This is a genomic window from Streptomyces sp. NBC_00670 (genome assembly GCF_036226765.1).
Classification (GTDB): Bacteria; Actinomycetota; Actinomycetes; order Streptomycetales; family Streptomycetaceae; genus Streptomyces.
The window spans coordinates 4,865,414-4,884,853 of record NZ_CP109017.1 but is presented as its reverse complement, the minus strand read 5'-3'; the positions used below and the strand labels follow the sequence as shown (position 1 = coordinate 4,884,853).

19 protein-coding genes are annotated in these 19,440 nt (G+C 72.7%); 5 read left to right on the top strand and 14 right to left on the bottom strand.

The features are described from left to right. Positions 1 to 46: 46 nt before the first annotated feature. The 4 genes from OIE12_RS21805 to OIE12_RS21790 all read right to left on the bottom strand — a co-directional run bounded on the left by OIE12_RS21805 (position 47) and on the right by OIE12_RS21790 (position 3,348). Complete coding sequence (locus OIE12_RS21805) at positions 47 to 1,144, bottom strand: YlbL family protein (protein ID WP_329137843.1); 1,098 nt, start codon at positions 1,142 to 1,144, stop codon at positions 47 to 49. 164 nt (positions 1,145 to 1,308) lie between these two features. Further along, positions 1,309 to 1,473 carry a hypothetical protein gene (locus OIE12_RS21800; RefSeq protein ID WP_199806872.1) on the bottom strand — a complete coding sequence of 55 codons (165 nt, stop codon included), beginning with the start codon at positions 1,471 to 1,473 and terminating at the stop codon, positions 1,309 to 1,311. 162 nt (positions 1,474 to 1,635) lie between these two features. Next, entirely contained in the window at positions 1,636 to 2,103 is a 468-nt protein-coding gene (locus tag OIE12_RS21795) for a molybdenum cofactor biosynthesis protein MoaE (protein WP_329137840.1), read from the bottom strand. Positions 2,104 to 2,238: 135 nt separating this feature from the next. Then, complete coding sequence (locus OIE12_RS21790) at positions 2,239 to 3,348, bottom strand: SDR family oxidoreductase (protein ID WP_329137838.1); 1,110 nt, start codon at positions 3,346 to 3,348, stop codon at positions 2,239 to 2,241. A gap of 207 nt (positions 3,349 to 3,555) precedes the next feature. Between OIE12_RS21790 and OIE12_RS21785 the strand changes: the two genes are divergently transcribed. Together OIE12_RS21785 and OIE12_RS21780 are read left to right on the top strand one after the other, a co-directional pair. Beyond that, a complete protein-coding gene (locus tag OIE12_RS21785; protein ID WP_329137836.1) occupies positions 3,556 to 5,052 on the top strand; it encodes a zinc-dependent metalloprotease in 1,497 nt (498 codons plus the stop codon). Next, positions 5,049 to 5,576: an NUDIX hydrolase gene (locus OIE12_RS21780; protein WP_329137834.1), complete on the top strand. Its 528-nt coding sequence runs from the start codon at positions 5,049 to 5,051 to the stop codon at positions 5,574 to 5,576. The genes OIE12_RS21785 and OIE12_RS21780 overlap by 4 nt, the downstream gene beginning before the upstream one ends. Positions 5,577 to 5,663: 87 nt before the next feature. On the opposite strand, the gene OIE12_RS21775 is transcribed toward OIE12_RS21780, so the two are convergent. The 4 genes from OIE12_RS21775 to OIE12_RS21760 form a co-directional block, all read right to left on the bottom strand. Next, positions 5,664 to 6,419, bottom strand: coding sequence for an AIM24 family protein (locus tag OIE12_RS21775; protein WP_329137832.1), 756 nt, complete (start codon positions 6,417 to 6,419; stop codon positions 5,664 to 5,666). An 18-nt stretch (positions 6,420 to 6,437) separates the two neighbouring features. Next, the gene (locus OIE12_RS21770; RefSeq protein ID WP_030379343.1) at positions 6,438 to 7,118 is read right to left on the bottom strand and encodes an AIM24 family protein; all 681 of its coding nucleotides are present in this window, start codon (positions 7,116 to 7,118) and stop codon (positions 6,438 to 6,440) included. A gap of 11 nt (positions 7,119 to 7,129) precedes the next feature. Continuing rightward, a complete protein-coding gene (locus OIE12_RS21765) occupies positions 7,130 to 8,887 on the bottom strand; it encodes a TerD family protein (RefSeq protein ID WP_329137828.1) in 1,758 nt (585 codons plus the stop codon). Between the two features lie 148 nt (positions 8,888 to 9,035). After that, positions 9,036 to 9,632 (bottom strand): M48 metallopeptidase family protein, encoded by a 597-nt coding sequence (locus tag OIE12_RS21760; protein ID WP_329137826.1) that lies wholly within the window; start codon positions 9,630 to 9,632, stop codon positions 9,036 to 9,038. A 232-nt stretch (positions 9,633 to 9,864) separates the two neighbouring features. On the opposite strand from OIE12_RS21760, the gene OIE12_RS21755 reads away from it, so the two are divergent. Together OIE12_RS21755 and OIE12_RS21750 are read left to right on the top strand one after the other, a co-directional pair. After that, a complete protein-coding gene (locus OIE12_RS21755) occupies positions 9,865 to 11,109 on the top strand; it encodes a TOMM precursor leader peptide-binding protein (RefSeq protein ID WP_329137823.1) in 1,245 nt (414 codons plus the stop codon). Then, the gene (locus tag OIE12_RS21750) at positions 11,102 to 12,631 is read left to right on the top strand and encodes an ABC1 kinase family protein (protein ID WP_329137821.1); all 1,530 of its coding nucleotides are present in this window, start codon (positions 11,102 to 11,104) and stop codon (positions 12,629 to 12,631) included. Before OIE12_RS21755 ends, OIE12_RS21750 begins: the two co-directional genes overlap by 8 nt. Before the next feature lie 171 nt (positions 12,632 to 12,802). Here OIE12_RS21750 and OIE12_RS21745 read toward each other — a convergent pair whose 3' ends face one another. The 4 genes from OIE12_RS21745 to OIE12_RS21730 form a co-directional block, all read right to left on the bottom strand. Next, on the bottom strand, positions 12,803 to 13,126 hold the full coding sequence (locus OIE12_RS21745) for a hypothetical protein (RefSeq protein ID WP_329137819.1): 324 nt from the start codon (positions 13,124 to 13,126) through the stop codon (positions 12,803 to 12,805). After that, complete coding sequence (locus OIE12_RS21740; protein ID WP_329137817.1) at positions 13,123 to 13,491, bottom strand: WhiB family transcriptional regulator; 369 nt, start codon at positions 13,489 to 13,491, stop codon at positions 13,123 to 13,125. The genes OIE12_RS21745 and OIE12_RS21740 overlap by 4 nt, the downstream gene beginning before the upstream one ends. A gap of 171 nt (positions 13,492 to 13,662) precedes the next feature. Beyond that, positions 13,663 to 13,983 carry a hypothetical protein gene (locus tag OIE12_RS21735; protein ID WP_329137815.1) on the bottom strand — a complete coding sequence of 107 codons (321 nt, stop codon included), beginning with the start codon at positions 13,981 to 13,983 and terminating at the stop codon, positions 13,663 to 13,665. Between the two features lie 166 nt (positions 13,984 to 14,149). Then, positions 14,150 to 16,369: an ATP-dependent DNA helicase UvrD2 gene (locus tag OIE12_RS21730; protein WP_329137813.1), complete on the bottom strand. Its 2,220-nt coding sequence runs from the start codon at positions 16,367 to 16,369 to the stop codon at positions 14,150 to 14,152. Positions 16,370 to 16,567: 198 nt separating this feature from the next. On the opposite strand from OIE12_RS21730, the gene OIE12_RS21725 reads away from it, so the two are divergent. Then, complete coding sequence (locus tag OIE12_RS21725) at positions 16,568 to 16,822, top strand: mycoredoxin (protein ID WP_329137811.1); 255 nt, start codon at positions 16,568 to 16,570, stop codon at positions 16,820 to 16,822. A gap of 91 nt (positions 16,823 to 16,913) precedes the next feature. Here the strand turns inward: OIE12_RS21725 and nudC are convergent, their stop codons facing one another. Continuing rightward, positions 16,914 to 17,861: an NAD(+) diphosphatase gene (nudC, locus tag OIE12_RS21720; RefSeq protein WP_030379334.1), complete on the bottom strand. Its 948-nt coding sequence runs from the start codon at positions 17,859 to 17,861 to the stop codon at positions 16,914 to 16,916. A 165-nt stretch (positions 17,862 to 18,026) separates the two neighbouring features. Next, positions 18,027 to 19,430 carry a dipeptidase gene (locus OIE12_RS21715; protein ID WP_329137808.1) on the bottom strand — a complete coding sequence of 468 codons (1,404 nt, stop codon included), beginning with the start codon at positions 19,428 to 19,430 and terminating at the stop codon, positions 18,027 to 18,029. Between the last annotated feature and the right edge of the window lie 10 nt (positions 19,431 to 19,440).

Here is a 19,440-nt window from a genome sequence, read left to right as displayed (position 1 = left end):
CACGCGTGCGCACGCGCGCGTGCCGGGCGTCACCGTCCGGTGGTGCTCATCCCTTGGTGGTGCACTTCGGCAGGTCGTCGGTGTGACCGCCACGGATGTCCTTCAGGGCGTCCAGGGCGTCGCCGATGGTGTCCACCTTGACGAGCGTGAGCCCGTCGGGGGTGTCCTTCGCGGCGGCGGCGCAGTTGTCCTTGGGCGTCAGGAAGTAGCGGGCGCCCTTGTCGCGCGCCCCGACGGTCTTCATCTCCACGCCGCCGATGGGGCCCACCTTGCCCGCGTCGTCGATGGTCCCGGTGCCCGCCACGAACGTGCCGCCGGTCAGGCTGCCGGGGGTGAGCTTGTCGTAGATGCCGAGGGCGAACATCAGACCGGCGCTCGGTCCGCCGACGTCGGCGAGCTTGATGTCGATGGAGAACGGGAACGTGTGATCGGTTCCGGCGGAGATCCCGACGATGGCGCGCTCGGCGCCCGTGTCGTCGGACGTGGCGGTGGTGATCGTCACCTGCTCCGTCTTCGTCGCCTTCCGGTGCTCCTTCTCGGCGGCGGCCTGCTCCTTGGCGGGGACGATGGTGAAGGAGACCTTCTCGCCGGGCTTGTGCTTGGTGACCAGGTCGGCGACGTCGTCGGGGGCCTTCACCGCCGTGCCGTCGACGGCCTTGATCACGTCACCGGCGTGCAGCCTGCCCTCGGCCGGGGAGTCCTTGAGGACGGTCGAGACGATCACCCAGGACTCGACGGGGATGCCGAGCTCCTTGAGGGCGGCCACCTTGGCGCTCTCCTGGGACTGGCTGAACTCCTCCGCGTTCTCCTGGGTGGACTGCTCCTCCGTCTTGCCGTCGGGGTAGAGCGTGTCGTGCGGGACGACCTTGTCGTCGTGCGCGAGCCACCCGTAGACGGCCTCCACGAGGTTCATCTTGTAGTCGGCACTGGTGACGCGGACGGTGGTCATGTTGAGGTGACCGCTCGTCCCGTAGGTCTTGTGCCCGGAGATCTGCAGCACCGGCTCGCCGTCGTGGTCGCCGAGCGTGTTCACCGTGGGCCCCGGGGACATCTCCGCGTACGGCACTTTGATGAACACCCCCGCGCACAGGAGTGCGATCAGCATCAAGGTGGAGGCGAGCATCGTCGCGGTGCGGCGTGGCATGGAACGACAGTACGGGACGCACCTGTAGGCGCACCGTCGGGGCCGTCCGTCCGGGGCGAGAGGGACGCCGGCTCCCTTTCCTGGGCGCGAGCGCCCTTTCCGGAGCGCGAGGGGCGCCGACGCCCCTGAGGACGCCGGCGGGTCCGGCCGTGCGCCGCGGGGCCTCAGACCCCGGTGCGGGGCTTCTCCATGGCCTCGCGGAAGCGGGCGTATCCGGCGAGTTCGGAACCGTCACCGATGGTCTTGCGGTTCCGGCCGGCCCAGCCGCCCCACAGTCCGGCACCGATCGCGGCAACGAACGGAATCAGCAACCAGGCGAGCGCCGCCATGCCGACCTCCCAACCCCTTGAGCGTCCGCGACTGACTGATCAACAGATTAATCATCCGCATGCTAACGCGCATGCCAGGGGGTGGGTCACGCCTCCGGAGGGGGCGGCCGGCGCGTGTCGCGGGAGCGTGGAGCGGCGGGCGCGCGGGCCGGGGGCAGCGGATCAGCAGGCGTCGGCGCCCACCCATTCCTCCGTCCCGTCGGAGAACGTCTGGTGCTTCCAGATGGGCACCTCGTGCTTGAGGTCGTCGATCAGCTTCCGGCACGCCTCGAAGGCCTCGCCGCGGTGCGGGCAGGCCACGGCGACGACGACGGCGAGGTCGCCGACGGTCAGGTCTCCCACCCGGTGGACCGCGGCCAGCGCGCGCACGGGGTAGTCGGCGACGACCTTCTCGGCCACGCGCCGCAGCTCGGCCTCGGCGCTCGGGTGGCCCGAGTACGACAGGGCGTCGACGTCGGCCCCACCGTCGTGGTCGCGCACGGTGCCGACGAACAGCGCGGTGCCTCCGGCGGCGTCGTCCCCCACGGCCCGGAAGACCTCGTCGACGGAGAGCGGCGTGTCACGGATGCCGAGCAACTTGATGGGATCCCCGGCCGCGCGCTCACCGGGGTGCTCCTGGATACCAGCCATCCCCCCATCGTGCCGCACGGCACCGACAACCAGGGAACGTACGACCGGATCATCCGGCAACCGGCCGCGCACACCCGGCGCCCGGCGTCCGATGTCCGATGCCCGGCGTCCGGCGTCCAGCGCGCCCCGAGCCGTCTACCGCCGCCGCGCCTTGCGCGCCCGCCGTACGACCGCCGCCGCGCCCAGCAGCGCCACCGTCGCCCCCGCCGCGCCCGCCGCCGTCGCGTCCTTGCGGCCCAGCCGCCGTCCGGCCACCGTGTGCCGTCCGGAGACCTCCTCCAGGAGCGCCGCGAGCACCTCCTCGTTGGTCCAGCGCGGCCGCCAGCCCGCGTCGTGCAGCCGGCTCCCGCTCACCACCCAGGGGTACATCGTGTAGGCGAGGTCGCCCGCGGGCGACGGGGTGAGCCCGATGCGGTGCAGCCGCGCCGCCGCGCCCAGCGCCACGGCCGACGGCAGCTCCATGCGCCGGATGCCGCTGAGCTCCTCGACCTCCTCCTGCTCCAGCCAGCCGTCGCAGCCGACGGCGAGTTCCCCGTCGGCCTTCTCCAGGACGGCGTACTCCAGCGCCCCGCACAGATCCTCGACGTGGCAGAACTGCCAGGCGGGCCGCGACCCGGCGACGACGAGCAGTCGGGGCGACTCGAAGTACCTGGTCAGCGCGGTGTCCGTGCCGCCGACCAGGACGGCGGGGCGGACGACGGTCACGTTGAGCCCGGGGTGCGCGCGCGGGGCCCGCCGGGCCAGCCGTTCGATCTCCAGCAGGTCGCCCACCCCGGTCGCCTCCGCGGTGGCCCGCAGCTCGGCGTCCTCGGAGAGCGGCAGCTCGTTGTCCGGCAGTGCCCCGTAGACCATCGCGGAGGTGCAGAGCACCACCCGGTGCACCCCGGCCGCCGCGGCGGCGGTCAGCACGGTCTGCGTCCCCCGGACGTTGTAGGCCGTCCGGGCGGCGGCGTCGGTCTCGAGATCCAGGTCGAGGGCCAGGTGGACGACGACGTCCGCGCCGCGCAGCTTCTCCGCGATGGCCGGGTCGCGCACGTCGAGGACGTGCCACTGGGCGGCGGCGCACTCGCCGCGCCGCTCGTCGAGCGCGATCACCTGTCCGATCTCGTCCGAGGCGGCGAGCCGCTCGGTGAGCAGGGCTCCGACCCCGGTCGCGGCACCGGTGACCGCGACGACGGGGCCGCGGCCGGCCGGGCCGGTTGTGTGGTTTCGCGCTGCGCGAACCTGCGGATCTGGGGAACTCACCGGGCGTCTCCAGCGGTTGTCTTCAGTACGAGCGCGACGGTACGCAGGCGGTGGACGCGTGCGCACCGGGTGGCATCCATCCTGCCGCAGCCCAGGAGTCGGCGACGCACCGAGGCCCGAACCGGTCCAGGTGTCTACGCTGGGTGGTGTTGTCGGGCAGCCAGCCGCCGGAGTGAGAGCCGGTGGCCCAACCAGCCGAGGAACCCCGTGAGTGACACCCCATTCGGATTCGGCCTTCCGCCGGAGGAGCCGGACGACGGCGACGAGGGCAAGAAGAAGGACCAGCAGAGCGGTGGTGGTCAGGGACCGGCCAATCCGTTCGGTTTCGGGTCGCCCGGAGCCGGCGGCGCCGGCGCCGACAACCCGTTCGCAGCGATGTTCGGTTCCCTGAACCCCAGCGATCTGGGGGCCGCGTTCCAGCAGCTCGGCCAGATGCTCTCCTACGAGGGCGGGCCGGTGAACTGGGACATGGCCCAGCAGATCGCCCGCCAGACGGTCGCCCAGGGCGCACCGAACGGCACCAAGGACGCGAGCGTGGGCCCCGCCGAGCGTGCGGCGGTCCAGGAGGCCGTCCGCCTGGCCGACCTGTGGCTCGACGACGCGACGTCCCTGCCGTCGGGTGCGGGCACCGCCGTGGCCTGGAGCCGCGCGGAGTGGGTCGAGGCGACGCTGCCGGTGTGGAAGGACCTGGTGGACCCGGTCGCCGAGCGCGTCGGCGCGGCCATGGGCGATGTCCTGCCGGAGGAGATGCAGGCGATGGCCGGTCCCCTCATCGGCATGATGCGCTCGATGGGCGGCGCCATGTTCGGCACGCAGATCGGGCAGGCCGTCGGCGTGCTCGCGGGCGAGGTCGTCGGCTCGACCGACATCGGCCTGCCGCTCGGCCCGGCCGGCAAGGCCGCGCTGCTGCCGCTGAACATCGAGGGCTTCGGCAAGGACCTGGGCGTGCCGATGGAGGAGGTACGGCTGTACCTGGCCCTGCGCGAGGCCGCCCACCAGCGGCTGTTCGCCCATGTGCCGTGGCTGCGCTCGCACCTCTTCGGTGCCGTCGAGGGGTACGCGCGCGGGATCAAGGTCGACACCGCGAAGCTGGAGGACGTGGTCGGCCAGTTCGACCCGCAGAACCCCGAGGAGCTGCAGCAGGCGCTCCAGCAGGGCATGTTCCAGCCGGAGGACACCCCGGAGCAGAAGGCCGCCCTGGCCCGTCTGGAGACGGCGCTGGCGCTGGTCGAGGGCTGGGTGGACGCGGTCGTGCACGCGGCGGCCAAGCCGCGCCTGTCGTCGGCGGACGCGCTGCGCGAGACGCTGCGCAGGCGCCGCGCCTCGGGCGGCCCGGCCGAACAGACGTTCGCCACGCTCATCGGTCTGCAGCTGCGCCCGCGCCGGCTGCGGGACGCCTCCCGGCTGTGGGCGTCGCTGGCCGACGCACGCGGTGTGGACGGCCGGGACGCGCTGTGGGCGCACCCGGACATGCTGCCGAACGCCTCCGACCTGGACGACCCGGACGGCTTCGTCCACCACGAGCAGCTGGACTTCTCCGAGCTGGACAAGATGCTCGGCGAGGCGGCGCACAAGCCCGACACGAAGCCCGACCTGAAGAAGGACGACGACGGCTCCGCGGACGGGGACGACGGCAAGGGCGGCAAGGGCGGCAAGGGCGACGACAAGGGCGAGAACGACAGCAAGGGCGACGGCGCCGAGTGAGCCTGTTCGACGACGCCGTCCTTGTCCTCAAGGGCTACGAGGACCAGGACCCGGAGCAGGACGCGCTGCGCCGGCTCTACCTGGACCACCTCGCGGCTCATCCGGACGGCATGTGGAAGGCCTGCCGGGACGGGCACCTCACGGCGAGCGCCATGGTGATCGACCCCTCGCGCGGGCGCGTGCTGCTGACCCTGCACCGGAAGCTGCGCATCTGGCTGCAGATGGGCGGCCACTGCGAGCCCGAGGACGCCTCCCTGGCGGCGTCGGCGCTGCGCGAGGCGACGGAGGAGTCCGGCATCGCGGGGCTGACGCTGCTGCCGGGCGGGCCGGTGCGGCTGGACCGGCACCACACGCCGTGCGCGTGGCACCTCGACGTCCAGTACGCGGCGCTCGCCCCAAAGGGGGCGGTCGAGGCGATCAGCGAGGAATCGCTCGACCTGCGCTGGTTCCCGTACGACGCGGTGGCGGACGTGGCGGACGACTCGGTCGTCCGGCTGCTGGAGGCGACGCGGGCCGGACTCTGACGGCCGGGCGCGAGTAACGGTACGAGTAACGTGCACGAGTAAGGGGCGCCCGCCATGGCGGGCGCCCCTTACCGCTGTCTGCCGGGGTCAGCTCCAGACGTTGCCCTGGTTCTGGCCGCGGGCGCCCTGCTGGCCCATGCCGAATTGGGCGGCGAGGCCCTGGCCGATCACCGCGTTCTGCGGCGGCAGCAGCTCGCTGGGCTGGACGAGCGCGTAGCCGCTGCCCATGAAGCTGAGCTCCCAGCCCTCACCGGTGTTGCCGCGGCGCCGCCACACCCCCGAGGAGTGCGTCTGGGCCTGCATCTGCACCCGCAGCCCGGTGGACCAGGCAACGATGGCGTCGGCGTCGCAGTTGACGTACTTGTCGGGCGTGACCTGCATCATCAGCGGGGCGCCGGAGGTCATCAGGGCGACCTTGCCGTGTCCGGTGATGTTGAGCTGGTACTTGCCGGAGCCGGAGATGCCGTACTGGCTGTCGACGGCGATGACCTCGTGGTGCAGCGAGGAGTCCATCGCGAGGACGTAGGCGCTGTCGACGGTGAGGCCGTCCTGCTCGACGTCCACCAGGTGCACGTACTGGGCCAGGTTGGCGAGGTAGACGATGCCCTGACCGTGGCAGCGCATCAGGTCCAGGCCCTCGCCGGTGTGCGCACGCGCGCGTCGCCTGCCGCCGTGCTGGTACTCGGCGTCGAACTCGACGAGCCCCTGGTAGGCGACCATCGTGCCCTTGCGGGCCAGGACGTCGTCGTGCCCCTCCAGGACGACGCGCAGCAGCTGCGCGTTCTGCAGGCTGTAGCGCTCCTGGGTCTGCTGGTCGTTGTGGGCGAAAAGAGAACTCTGCATGGTGTGGGTCGCTCCCCCTCAGCCCCGGATCCGGAGGCGGTCGGTGCTGTCCTCGCTGGGCTGCACCACGACGATGCCCTGCCCGGAGAACGCCATCTGATAAGCCTCGCCGCTGCCCCGCCCGATCAGCGAGGACGCCTTGAAGCTGCGCTTTCCCTTCACCTTGAGGTTCGGGGACCAGGCGACGAGCGCGTCGGGGTCGACGTACGTCTCGTCCTCGCCGCCGCCGCAGTCGACGACGATCGGGGTGCCCCGGGAGGTCAGCGCGACCCAGCCCTGCCCGGAGATCTTGGTGTTCCACAGGCCCTGCCCGGCGAACTTGGCGAGCCCCTTGACGCGTTCGACGCCCCACGACAGATGCGCGTCGAAGGCGAGCAGATTGGTGGCGTTGACGGAGATCGCGTCACCGTTGAGGTTGATGACGACGACGTCCGCCCCGTAGTCGGCGAGGTAGAGCAGTCCGTCACCGGAGCACTTCATCAGGGGCGCGCCCTCGCCGGTGGCCCAGTCACGGGCGATCTGCCGGACGGCCGGCGGGTTGGGCTCGTACTGGATGAATCCCTCGTAGGCGACCATCGAGCCCACGCGCGCGAGGAGGTCGCTTCCGCTCTGCATGGCGACCTTGAGCATGTGACTGCCGTGGTTCTCCATGCGGGCGGTGACGGGTGCGGGGGCGTAGCCCGCGAGTGGCTGGTTCATGACGGGCTCCCCTAGACCTCGTACGGCTGGACGACGATGAAGTTGCCGGGCGCGCCGCGGAACTGGAGGTTGACGCTCTCGCCGGTGTCCCCGGGATAGGCGTTGCGGCGCATCCGCACCTGGCTGGAGACGATCACCTGGGAGGCGGCGGACCAGGCGACGACCGCGTTGCAGTCGGCGAACGTGGTCGGGGTCACCGGGAGCACCACCGGCGTGCCGTGCGTCTTGACGACGAGGGTGCCGGTGCCCTGGAACTGCATGGTGAACAGCGCGCCGCCGGGGATGCCGTGGCCCTCGATGCGGCGGACCTCGTACTGGAGGGACTCGTCGAAGGCGAGGACGTTCTCCGCGGAGACGCAGATCGCGTCGCCCTGGAGCTCGACGGGGTGCAGATGGGCGGCGCCCTCGGCGAGGAACACCTGGCCCTGGCCGGTGCAGCGCATCAGCTGCATCTCCTGGCCGGTGGCGTTGCCCACGATGCGGCCGGCGAAGCCCGCGCCCTTGTAGCCGAAGTCGACCTTGCCCTGGTACAGCACCATGCTGCCCTGGCGGGCGAGCACGGGCTGGCCGCCGACGCCGAGGTCGACGCGGACGAGCTTCTTGTTCTGCTGCGTCCAGCGCTGACCGGTGGGGGCCTCGCGGTACGCCTGGAGCGCGGCGGTGACGCCCGCGCCGCCCTGCGGGGCACCCTGGGGCACGCCGTAGGGGGCGGGCGCGCCGGGCACGCCGGGAGCTCCGGGCTGGCCGGGGACCTGGCCGTAGCCGGGGGGCGCCTGCGGGGGCTGCTGCCCGTACCCGGGGGGTGCGGGCGGGCCCTGCTGGCCGTAGCCGGGCGGCATCGGGGCCGACGGGGCGGGCGGCTGCTGGCCGTAGCCGGGCGGCGGGCCGGGAGGACCGGGCGGGCCGGGAGGTTGCGCGTACGGGGCGGGGGCGGGAGGCGGCACGGTGCCGACGGGCGGGGTGTTCAGCGGCGCGACGATGGTCGGCGCGGCGTGCACCGGGGGTGCGGGCGCCGGGGCGGGCGGTGGCGTGCCGCCGCCCTGGGGCGGTGCGAAGCCCTGCGGTGCGGGCTGCGGCGCGGGGGCCGGGGGCGGGACGGGGGCCGGCGCGGGCGCCGGGGGCTGCGGGGCCGCCGGGGTGGCGGGGGCGCCGAAGGCCGGGGGTGCCGCGACCTGGGGCGGCGGGGCGAAGCCGGGGGCGGCGCCGGACTGCGGCTGCTGCTGCGGGGCCGGCTCCTCCTCCTCGAGCACCTCGCCGCCGAAGTTCTTCAGCAGCGCGTCGAGTCCGCCGTCGAAGCCCTGGCCGACGGCGGCGAACCGCCAGACGTCCTTGAGGTAGAAGTCGCCGAGCATGACGGCCCGCTCCGTGCTGAACTCGGAGCCGCTGAACGGGTAGCGGGCGACCTCCTCGCCGCCCGCGACGATGCGCAGATAGCCGGGGCCGATCTGCGACATCTGGCCGGCTCCGTCGAGCGTCGCGGTGAACGACAGCTTCTGGATCTGCGGCGGGATCCGGTCCAGCGTCACCCGGAAGGACTCCGTGTCGCCCGCCTGGGCGCCGAGCAGCTGAATGGACTCCTCGGGCGTCTTCGGCTGGTTGAAGAAGACGAAGTACCGGTCGTCCGAGAGCCGCTCGTCGGCGTCGAGCCCGAAGCAGCTGATGTCGAACGTCAGTCCGGGACCGGCGATCTGCACGCCCACGTACAGATCCGTTCCCGCGGTGAGGTCACTGATCCTGGCCTTGTGGCCGCGTTGGAATTCCCTGGCCATGCGTAACGACCGTCCCCCATCCCGAGTGCGAGTGCGTCGCGCCAGGCTAACGGCAAAGTCCGACATCGGAGGAGGCCGGTACAGACCCGGTACACAACCGGGGCGGGGTCCGGAACTGTCCGCCGGACGCCGTGGAACCGTCGCGCGGCTATGCGCCCGAAGGTTCGGGCTGGTGCGGCAGCCGGCCGGCGGCGGCGACCCCCTCGAGGTAGCCGCGGGCCCGCTCCGTGCGCGGATAGGCCTCCAGGAGCCGCCAGAAACGGGGCCCGTGCCCGGGGACCAGCAGATGCGCGAGTTCGTGCAGGAGGACGTAGTCGACGACGTACTCGGGCATGTCCCGCAGGCGGTGCGAGAGGCGGATGCTGCCCTCGGCGGGGGTGCAGGAGCCCCAGCGGGTGTTCTGGTTGGTGACCCAGCGGACGCTGGTGGGCCGGGCCCGCCCCTCGAAGTACTGCGACGACAGCCGCTCGGCGCGTTCGGCCAGCTCGGCGTCGCCCAGCCGGCGCCTGCTCTCCTGGGCGGCCAGTTTGTCGAGCATGACGGTGACCCAGCGCTGCTCCTCCGCCTCGGACATCCGGGCGGGGATCAGCACGACGGTGCGATCACCCTCGCGGTACGCGGAGACCGTGCGGCGCCGTCGCGCGCTTCTGCGCACCTCGATCGCGCTCGTCGCCGGGCCGCCCAGCGGCGGGCTCGTCGTGCTGCGCTGTGGTTCGGCTGCGCGGTGCGGTGGATCGGCGGGCACGCCCAGACGTTACCCGCTGCGCAGGGGGGAAGTCCTCCTTCCGGACGCGGTTGGCGAGTGGCCTTGGGCGCGTCGTGCGACCGGTACCACTTCGTCATGCGACCGGTACGACTTATAGGACCTGTACGACGAATGCTCGCGCCTGTGGACAACTCGGGGCAGGGTTCGCCGCCGGCACGGCATGCTGGCACTCGTCGGCGAACACGCGACGACACGACGACGGGGGACTGTGATGCATCCGATGGTGAAGCCCGCGCTGCGGCGCGGCTGGCGGGATCTGAACACCGTGCAGTTCGGGATGGCTCCCGCGCACGCCATGGTGGTGGGGCCGGTGGACACGGCGACGGGCAGTCTGCTCGGCCTGCTCGACGGCACCCGGGGACTGCCCCTGCTGCGGGACGAGAGCCGGCGGATGGGGCTGCCGGACGGTCATGTGGACACGCTCGTGGCACGGCTCTCCGCGTCCGGCCTGCTGGACGACGCGACGGGCGGCGGCCCGGAGGGCGCCGAGCTGCGGGAGAAGAAGGAGGTGCTGGACCGGCTCCGGCCCGACCTCGCCTCCCTGTCGCTCGTCGCCCGCGAGCCGGGCGCCGGACTGAGCCGGCTCGCCGCCCGCCGGTCGCTGCGGGTGCAGGTCAGAGGGGCCGGACGGGTCGGCGTCGTCCTGGCCTCGCTACTGGCGGGCGCGGGGGTGGGTCAGGTGGAGGTGCGGGACATCGGGCGGGTCGAGCCGTGGGACGTGGCGCCGGGCGGGCTGCCGGCGGAGTCGGTCGGCGAGCGCCGGGACGAGGCGGCCCGGCGGGCGGTGCGCCGGGCGGCTCCCGACCGGCCCCGGGGCCGTCGGCCCACCGCCGCACGGACCGGCGGTGCGGCCGACCCAGGTCTGAACCTGGTGGTGCTCGCCCCGCGCGACGGGCTCGCGGTCCACGCCCCGGACCCGGCCGCCGCCGAGCCGCTGCTCGCCTCCGGGACTCCTCATCTGTACGCGGGTGTCGTCGAGGGCACGGGCGTGGTCGGACCGCTGGTCCTGCCCGGGGAGACCGCCTGCGCGGGCTGTCTGGACCGGGACCGCTCCGACCGGGACGAGACCTGGCCGCGGCTGGTCGCCCAGTGGCGCTCGGGCCGCCCGCGTCAGGGGCAGGCCTGCGACCTGGCACTGGCGGCCGCGGTCGCCTCGCTCGCCGCCGGACACGCGCTGGCCTTCCTCGACGGACAGTCCCCGGCGAGCGCCGGGGCCCGCTGGGAGGCCTCGGTGCCCCGGCTCGACTGGCACGCGCGCCCGGTGTGGGGCCACCCAGGGTGCGCCTGCGGCGCGGCGCGAAAGGGCGACGGAGAGACGGCGGAGAAAGGTAACAGGGCACAGGCCGCGGAGGACGGCGGATCACGCGCGACAATGGCGGTGCGGCAGCCGTCGACGGAGGTGTCCCGCAAGGCACCCGCGACACGGTTGTCCAGGACTTGGAGGGCGCATGTCTGATCTTCCCCGCAAGGCGGTCACCCGGACCGCCAAGCTCGCCGCGCTCCCGCTCGGCTTCGCCGGACGGGCGACCTGGGGACTTGGCAAACGGATCGTCGGCGAGTCGGCGGAGCTCGTGGGCCGTGAGCTCCAGCAGCGCACCGCGGACCAGTTGTTCAAGGTCCTCGGCGAGCTCAAGGGCGGTGCCATGAAGTTCGGGCAGGCCCTGTCCGTCTTCGAGTCGGCGCTGCCCGAGGAGGTCGCCGGGCCCTACCGTGCCGCGCTCACGAAGCTCCAGGAGGCGGCCCCTCCGATGCCGACGCGCACCGTCCACGCCGTGCTGGCGGAACGGCTGGGCGAGGACTGGCAGGAGCTGTTCCTGGAGTTCGAGGACAAGCCGTCCGCGGCCGCGTCCATCGGCCAGGTGCACCGGGCGGTGTGGCACGACGGCCGCGAGGTGGCGGTCAAGGTGCAGTACCCGGGCGCGGGCGACGCGCTGCTCTCGGATCTGAACCAGCTCAGCCGGTTCGCCCGGCTGCTCGGTCCGCTGGTCCCGGGCATGGACATCAAGCCGCTGATCACCGAATTGCGCGACCGGGTCTCCGAGGAACTGGACTACGACCTGGAGGCGGCGGCACAGCAGGCGCACGCGGAGGAGTTCGCGGACGACCCGGACGTGGTGGTGCCGGCGGTGGTGCACCAGTGCGAGCAGGTGCTGGTGACCGAGTGGATGGACGGGACACCACTGTCGGAGATCATCTCCAACGGCACCCAGGAGCAGCGCGACCGCGCCGGCCAGTTGCTGGCCCGCTTCCTCTTCTCCGGACCGGCCCGCACCGGCCTGCTCCACGCCGACCCGCACCCGGGCAACTTCCGGCTGCTGCCCGGCGGGCCGGAGGGCGAGGACGACTGGCGGCTCGGCGTCCTGGACTTCGGCACGGTCGACCGGCTCCCCGGGGGTCTGCCGGCGCCGATAGGCCGCTCGCTGCGGAGGACGCTCGAGGGCGACGCCGACTTCGTCTACACGCATCTGCGCGAGGAAGGCTTCGTCAGGGAGTCCATCGATCTGGATCCGGACGCGGTCCTGGACTACCTCCTGCCCATCATCGAACCCGCGAGGGTCGAGGAGTTCACCTTCACCCGCGGCTGGATGCGCAGTCAGGCGGCCCGGGTGGCGGACCCCCGCTCCCCCGCCTATCAGCTGGGCAAGAAGCTCAATCTGCCCCCGTCGTACCTGCTGATCCACCGGGTCACCCTCAGCACGATCGGCGTGCTGTGCCAGCTGGGGGCGACGGTACGGCTGCGCGAGGAACTGGAACAGTGGCTGCCGGGCTTCGCCTCCGAGGAGGACGCGGACGACCTGGTGGAGGCGGCGGAGGACGTCACGGAGGAGTTCGCGGAGGTCGACGAGGCCGACGAGGCCGACGAGGCCGACGAGGCCGTGGACGACGAGGAGAGCGAGGCGGTGCAGCTCCCCGGACAGCAGAAGGCCGGGGACGGGCTCGGTGACGGCTCCGGGGAACGGTCGGCGGCACAGGCCTGACCGGGCGGGGCACGACCGCGAGACCGGGCCGGTACCGCCGGCCCTGGTGCGCCCCGGCGGGCGCGGGGTGCGCGCGGGGTACGGGAACGGGACCGGGGGCCGGTCCTGGTGGACCGGCCCCCGGGTGGAATCACCGTCGGCGACGTCGGTGTCGGCGGCGGCTGTCGTGGGTCACTGCATCACGGCCATGGCCAGCGCGCGGCGGGCGCGCAGCGACGCGCGCTCGGCCCGGCGCTGCATCCGGCGGGCCACCGCCAGGCGCACGGCCCGGCGTTCCCGCTCGGCCTCGCGCAGTCGGTCGTGCATATGCGCACGAGCCAGGGCTTCTGGGATGAGTTGCATCTCGCGGGTCCTGTTCTGGCGCGAGTCGTTCGCACCGGTGGTGGTGACGTCTTCGATCGCGGAGCCGGTCGGCTCGCTGGTGGACGGCTTCATCGGGGCCTGCTTCGTGGGGTCGAGCGTGAGGGGACGGTTGATCGTGCCGGGGGCGTTCATGCCGTGACCGGGTTCTTGCGCGGGCGGCCACGCGGCCGCTTCCGGGCGACGACGACGCCCTGGACGAACAGTTCGCCACCCCAGACACCCCAGGGCTCGCGGCGCTCCTTGGCGCCGGCGAGGCAGGCGTCGACGAGCGGGCAGGTGCGGCAGAGCGACTTGGCGTACTCGACGTCCGCCGGCGACTCGGCGAAGAAGACCTCCGGGTCGTACGAGCGGCACGGGACGGGCACACCGAGGTTCTCGATGGCGTCGTCGAGCGCGGTGAGCGCGGTGAGCGGAGTCAAGGTGGGGTCCTCCGGAAGGACGGGCTTGGGGATCGTGTCGGAAGGCGGTACGGACGGGACGTGCGCTTCGAGTTGCACGGTTCGTCTTCCTCGTCTGGTCGGTCCGGCCCTGTGGGGCCGGGTGGCGGCTGGTACCGGGTCTTTCTTGTCCCGAGGTCCTTCGGCTGCCGGTCCCGGTGCGGGACAAACAGAAGGGCCGCGGATCCCGGTTGGGTTCCGCGGCCCTGAAGGCGCCTGCCTGATCGGCGATCAGGCTGGATCACTCCAGGGTTCAGGCCCGCGGAAGGCCCACATCAGGTGGTGCTGCGTCGTCTGCTTCCGGAATCCGGCACCGGCGGCGGCAAAGGCATAGGCCTGCGCCTGTGCCACTACTGCTTCCAGTGCCTTGGTCGGTCGCTCATCGCGCTCACGGACGGGAAGGCCCGAGAGAGGCAGGGAGGAGACCGGACGGCCGACACGAATGCCGGACACACCGGTGCCCAGGTTCGAGACGCCCTGCGTGCACGCGGAGACGGCCGAGCGATCGGTCATTTTGGCGGTGCTGACGAAGCTGCTGTTGATGCTGATCACTGGACTCGCCTCCCTTCGGCGTCTCTGGGACCGGTGGTGAGCCGATCCGTTCGGATGTGCAAGTACAACACGGAATCGGGGCCTTGGAGAAGGCCGCCGTCCCCGTGGCTTAGAACCTATGGGGATTCCCCGGGCATGCGCAAACTATTTTTTCGACGAGTTGGGCTCAAACTTCCTCCTCCCCCTCCCCAACCTCCTGGCCTGCGCAGATGGCCAGCACATCGGCTCCGTACCGCTTGTACTTCCGCATGCCGACGCCGGGAATCCGCGCCAGCTCCTCCGGCTCCTCGGGCACGGTCTCGGCGATCGCCATGAGCGTCCTGTCGGTGAACACGCAGAAGGCCGGCTGTCCGCTGCGCCCCGCCTGCACGGCCCGCCACTCCCGCAGCCGCTCGTACAGCCCCTCGTCCATGTCGGAGGGGCAGTCCTCGCAGCGCATCAGCTTCATCTCGCCGGCCTCGGTCAGGGTGCGGCCGCAGACCTTGCAGCGGGCCACCGTCCGGCGGGTGCGGCGCGCGGCCGGCACGGCACCCGCCGCACCGCCGCGGACGGCGGAACCGAAGCCGCGCTCCACTCCCCCGGCACCCCCCGCGCCGCCGCTCCTGCTCCCCGCCGCGGTCGAGCCGGGGCGCAGCCCGTCGAGGAACCGGCTGGGACGGCGGTTGGGGCGCCCGCCGGGCGAGCGGGAGAGCGCCCAGGAGACGAAGAGACGTTCCCGCGCACGGGTGACGCCGACGTAGAGGAGCCGGCGCTCCTCCTCCACCTGCTCGTCGGTCTTGGCGTAGCTGATGGGCATCATCCCCTCGGCTACACCGACCAGGAAGACGACGTCCCACTCCAGTCCCTTGGCGGAGTGCAGTGAGGCGAGGGTGACGCCCTGCACCGTGGGGGCGTGCTGGGCGCCGGCCCGTTCGTCCAGTTCGGCGACGAGGTCGGCAAGAGTGACGGCCGGCCCGGCGGCAGCGACATCGCGGGCGAGGTGCACCAGCGCGGCCAGCGACTCCCAGCGTTCCCTGACCGCGCCGGAGCCGGCCGGCGGTTCTGCGGTCCAGCCCTCGCCGGAGAGCACGGCACGCACCTGGGAGGGCAGGTCGTCCACGTCGTCGAGCCGGGAGTCGTTGGCCCCGAAGCGGGCGGCGGCGCGCAGGGCGAGGATCGCTCTGCGCACCTCGGGCCGGTCGAAGAAGCGCTCGGCGCCGCGCAGCTGGTAGGGGATCCCGGCGTCGGCCAGTGCCTGTTCGTACGTCTCGGACTGGGAGTTGGTGCGGAACAGGATCGCGATCTCCGCCGCGGGGACCCCGGCGTCCAGCAGTGCGCGCACATGGCGGGCGGCGCCCTCGGCCTCGGAGGGTTCGTCGGCGTAGTCGGCGTAGGAGGGCTCGGGCCCCGCGGGGCGTTGCGAGACGAGCTCCAGTCGGTGGTCGGCGGCGCGGCCGCGGGCCTGGGAGAGCAGTCCGTTGGCGAGGTGGACCACCTGGGGTGTGGAGCGGTAGTCGCGGACGAGTTTGACGACGGTGGCCCCGGGGTGGCGGACCCGGAAGTCGAGCAGATGGTCGGGGGTGGCGCCGGTGAAGGAGTAGATGGTCTGGCTGGCGTCGCCGACGACGCACAGGTCGTCGCGGTCGCCGAGCCACAGCTCCAGCAGGCGCTGCTGGAGGGGGCTGACGTCCTGGTACTCGTCGACCACGAAGTGCTGGTACTGGGCGCGGACCTGCTCGGCGACGTCCCGCCGGTCCTGGAGGATGCCGACGGTGAGCAGCAGCACGTCCTCGAAGTCGATGACGGCGCGGTCGCGCTTGATCTCCTCGTAGGCCTCGTAGAGCTTGGCGATCTCGGCGGGGTCGCGGGGGGCTTCGCGGGAGGCCTTGGCGGCCGCCGCGGCGTAGTCGCCGGGGACGGTCTGGGTGACCTTGGACCACTCGATCTCGGCGGTGACGTCCCGCAGCTCGTTGCGGTCGAGGCGGATGCGGGAGGCGGCGGCCGCGTCCGCGACGAGCTGGATCTTGCGGTCGACGATCCGGGGCAGGGGGCCGCCGACCGCCTTCGGCCAGAAGTACTGCAACTGGCGAAGGGCCGCGGAGTGGAACGTACGGGCCTGGACGCCGGCGGCGCCGAGCTGACGCAGCCGGCCGCGCATCTCGCCCGCGGCGCGGTTGGTGAAGGTGACGGCGAGCACGCTGGAGGGCTGGAGGATGCCGGCGCGCACCCCGTAGGCGATGCGGTGGGTGATCGCCCGCGTCTTGCCCGTCCCGGCCCCGGCCAGCACGCACACCGGGCCGTGCAGCGCCGTGGCCACGGCGCGCTGCTCGGGGTCGAGCCCGTCGAGCACGGCGTCCGGGGAGTCCGGTACCCGTGGGAAGAGGGGGGAATGCGTTGCTGCTGTCACCCCGCCATGCTGCCAGGTCGGCGGGGACGGGTGCGGCGGGTTGTCCACAGGGAGGCGTCCGTAGTCGTACTAATACCGTCCGTCCTCGCGTCGGCAGGGCTAGCGGCCACGCCCGGGAATGACAGAACCTTCACATGCGTTCAACACGTCAGCGATCACGCATCCCGCTCATTGACGAGAGAAGGAGCACGGACCGACATGTCGGGCACTGTGACGATGTACAGCACCACGTGGTGCGGCTACTGCCGCCGGCTGAAAAGCCAAATGAACCGTGAGGGCATCTCGTACGACGAGATCAACATCGAGCAGGACCCGCGGTCCGCGGCGTTCGTGGAGAAGGTGAACGACGGCAATCAGACGGTTCCGACCGTCCTGGTCGTCTCCCCCTCCGGCTCCGAGACCGTGATGACCAACCCGTCCCTGGCCCAGGTCAAGCAGGCCATGGCCGCCTGACGCCCACCCCCGTCCCCCCTTTTCACGCGCGAAGGCCCCCGCAGGTGCGGGGGCCTTCGCGCGTGCTCGCGTCCGGCGGCGGTCTCCCGCCTCAGACGGCCCTGGTCGGCAGCGGCTTGCCGTACCACAGTTCGATCAGACGGGCCGCGATCGAGATGCCGTACGGCGGGAGGACCTCGCCGGACTCGAAGCCGGCCCGCAGGTCCTCGCGGGAGAACCAGCGCGCCTCGTGGATCTCGTCGCCGTCGACGTTGATGTCGGTGTCGGTGGCCTGGGCCATGAAGCCGAGCATGAGGCTGGAGGGGAAGGGCCAGGGCTGGCTGGCGACGTACTGGACCTCGCCGACGGTGATGCCGGCCTCCTCGAAGACCTCCCGGCGCACGGACTGCTCGATGGACTCCCCCGGCTCGACGAATCCGGCGAGCGTGGAGAAGCGCCCCTCGGGCCAGTGCACCTGGCGGCCGAGCAGGATGCGGTCCTGGTCGTCCGTGACCGCCATGATCACGGCGGGGTCGGTGCGCGGGTAGTGCTCGGCGCCGCACGCGGGGCAGCGGCGGATGTGGCCGGCCGCCGCGATCACCGTGCGTTCGCCGCAGCGGGAGCAGTAGCGGTGCAGCCGCTGCCAGTTCTCCAGGGCGACCGCGTGCACCATCAGGCCCGCGTCCCGCGGGGACAGCAGCAGCCCGGCCTCGCGCAGCCCGGCGGGGCGTGCGGACTGGTCGAAGCGGCCCGGCAGCGCGTCCTTCTGGAGCGCGAAGTAGCTCACTCCGTCGTCGTCCGTGCCGAGGAAATAGCGGTGCGCCTCGGTCAGCGGGGCCTCGAAGGACGGCGTCATGACCAGCTCGGTCCTGCCGTCCTCCGTCTCGTCGATGAGGACCTGGCCGCCGGAGACCACGAAGCAGCGCGTCGAGGGGTGGCTCCAGGCCGCCGCGAGCCATGCCTCGTCGAGCCGGTGGTGGGCGGCCCGGTCGACGCCGCTCGGGGCGGTGAGTGAGACGGGCCGGTCGCGGTCGGCGGTGTGGTCGGTCCAGGTGGTCACAGGTGCTTCCAACTCCCCCAGTGCAGCGGTGGATTCGGGTGGGCGGTTCAGCGGGACGTACGGCGGGAGGCGACCGGGTCCGGCGGGTTCGGGGTGTCCGGGGCGGTTCCTCCAGTGTGCCGCGCCCGTGGGCGGGGGCGGCGGCCGGTCCGCCCTGCGGGACGCTCACCCCTCATGGCGCCAGTTCTCCCCGAGGTCGCTCCACAGGTGGGCGCCGGTCTCGGCGCCCTTGAGGAGCAGGTCGAGCTCGACCTTCTCGTTCGGTGCGTGCCAGCCGTCGGAGGGCACGGAGATGCCGAGGAACAGCACCGGGGCGCCGAGCACCTCCTGGAGGTCGGCGGCGGGGCCGGAGCCGCCCTCCCGGGTGTACCGGACCGGCTGCCCGAAGGCCCGGCCCATCGCCCGTACGACCGACCGCAGCGCCGGGTGGTCCAGCGGGGTCAGGCACGGGCGGGTGGCCGGGCCGAAGGTGATTTCGCAGCGGATTCCGGCGGGCACCTGGTCGACGGCCCAGGTGCGCACCGCCTTCTCGATGTGGTCGGGGTCCTGCCCGGCGACCAGCCGGAAGGACAGCTTGACCCGCGCCGAGGACGGGACGACGGTCTTGCTCCCGGGCCCCTGGTAGCCCCCGCCGATGCCGTTGACCTCGGCGGTGGGGCGGGCCCAGACGCGCTCCAGGGTGGTGTAGCCGGCCTCTCCGTGGGTGGCCGTGGATCTCGCGGTGCGCAGCCACCGCTCCTCGTCGAAGGGCAGCTCGGCGAAGAGGGCGCGCTCGCGGTCGGTGAGTTCGGCCACACCGTCGTAGAAGCCGGGGACCGCCACGCGCGCGTGCTCGTCGTGCAGCGCGGCGACCAGGCGGGCGACGGCGGTGGCCGGATTGGGGACCGCGCCCCCGAACGAGCCGGAGTGGATGTCCTGGTCGGGGCCGTGCAGGACGATCTCGCACTCGGCGAGGCCGCGCATGCCCGTGCAGACCGTGGGGGTGTCCTCGGACCACATGCCGGTGTCGGAGATGATCACGGCGTCGGCGGCGAGCCGGTCGGCGTTCTCCTCGACGAGGGTCCGGAAGTGCGGGGAGCCGGATTCCTCCTCGCCCTCGATCAGCAGTTTGAGATGGACGGCGGGGGTGTCGCGCCCGGTGGCTGCCAGGTGCGCGCGGACGCCCAGTGTGTGGAAGAACACCTGGCCCTTGTCGTCCGCGGCCCCGCGCGCGTACAGGCGGTCGCCGCGGATCTCCGGCACGAAGGGGTCGCCGTCCCAGCCGTCCTCGCGGGCGGCGGGCTGCACGTCGTGGTGGCCGTAGACGAGCACGGTGGGCGCGTCCGGGTCCTCGGAGGGCCACTCGGCGAAGACGGCGGGGGCGCCCGGCGTGGGCCACACCTCGGCGGTCGGGAAGCCGGTCTCCGCCAGCCGGGCGGCGAGCCACTCGGCGCTGCGCCGTACGTCCGGGGCGTGCTCGGGCTGCGCGGACACCGACGGGATGCGCAGCCACTCCATGAGGTCGTCGAGGAAGGCGGCGCGGTGACGGTCGATGTACGTGCGGACGGCGCTGTCCGGGGTGGTGCTCATACCCACGAGC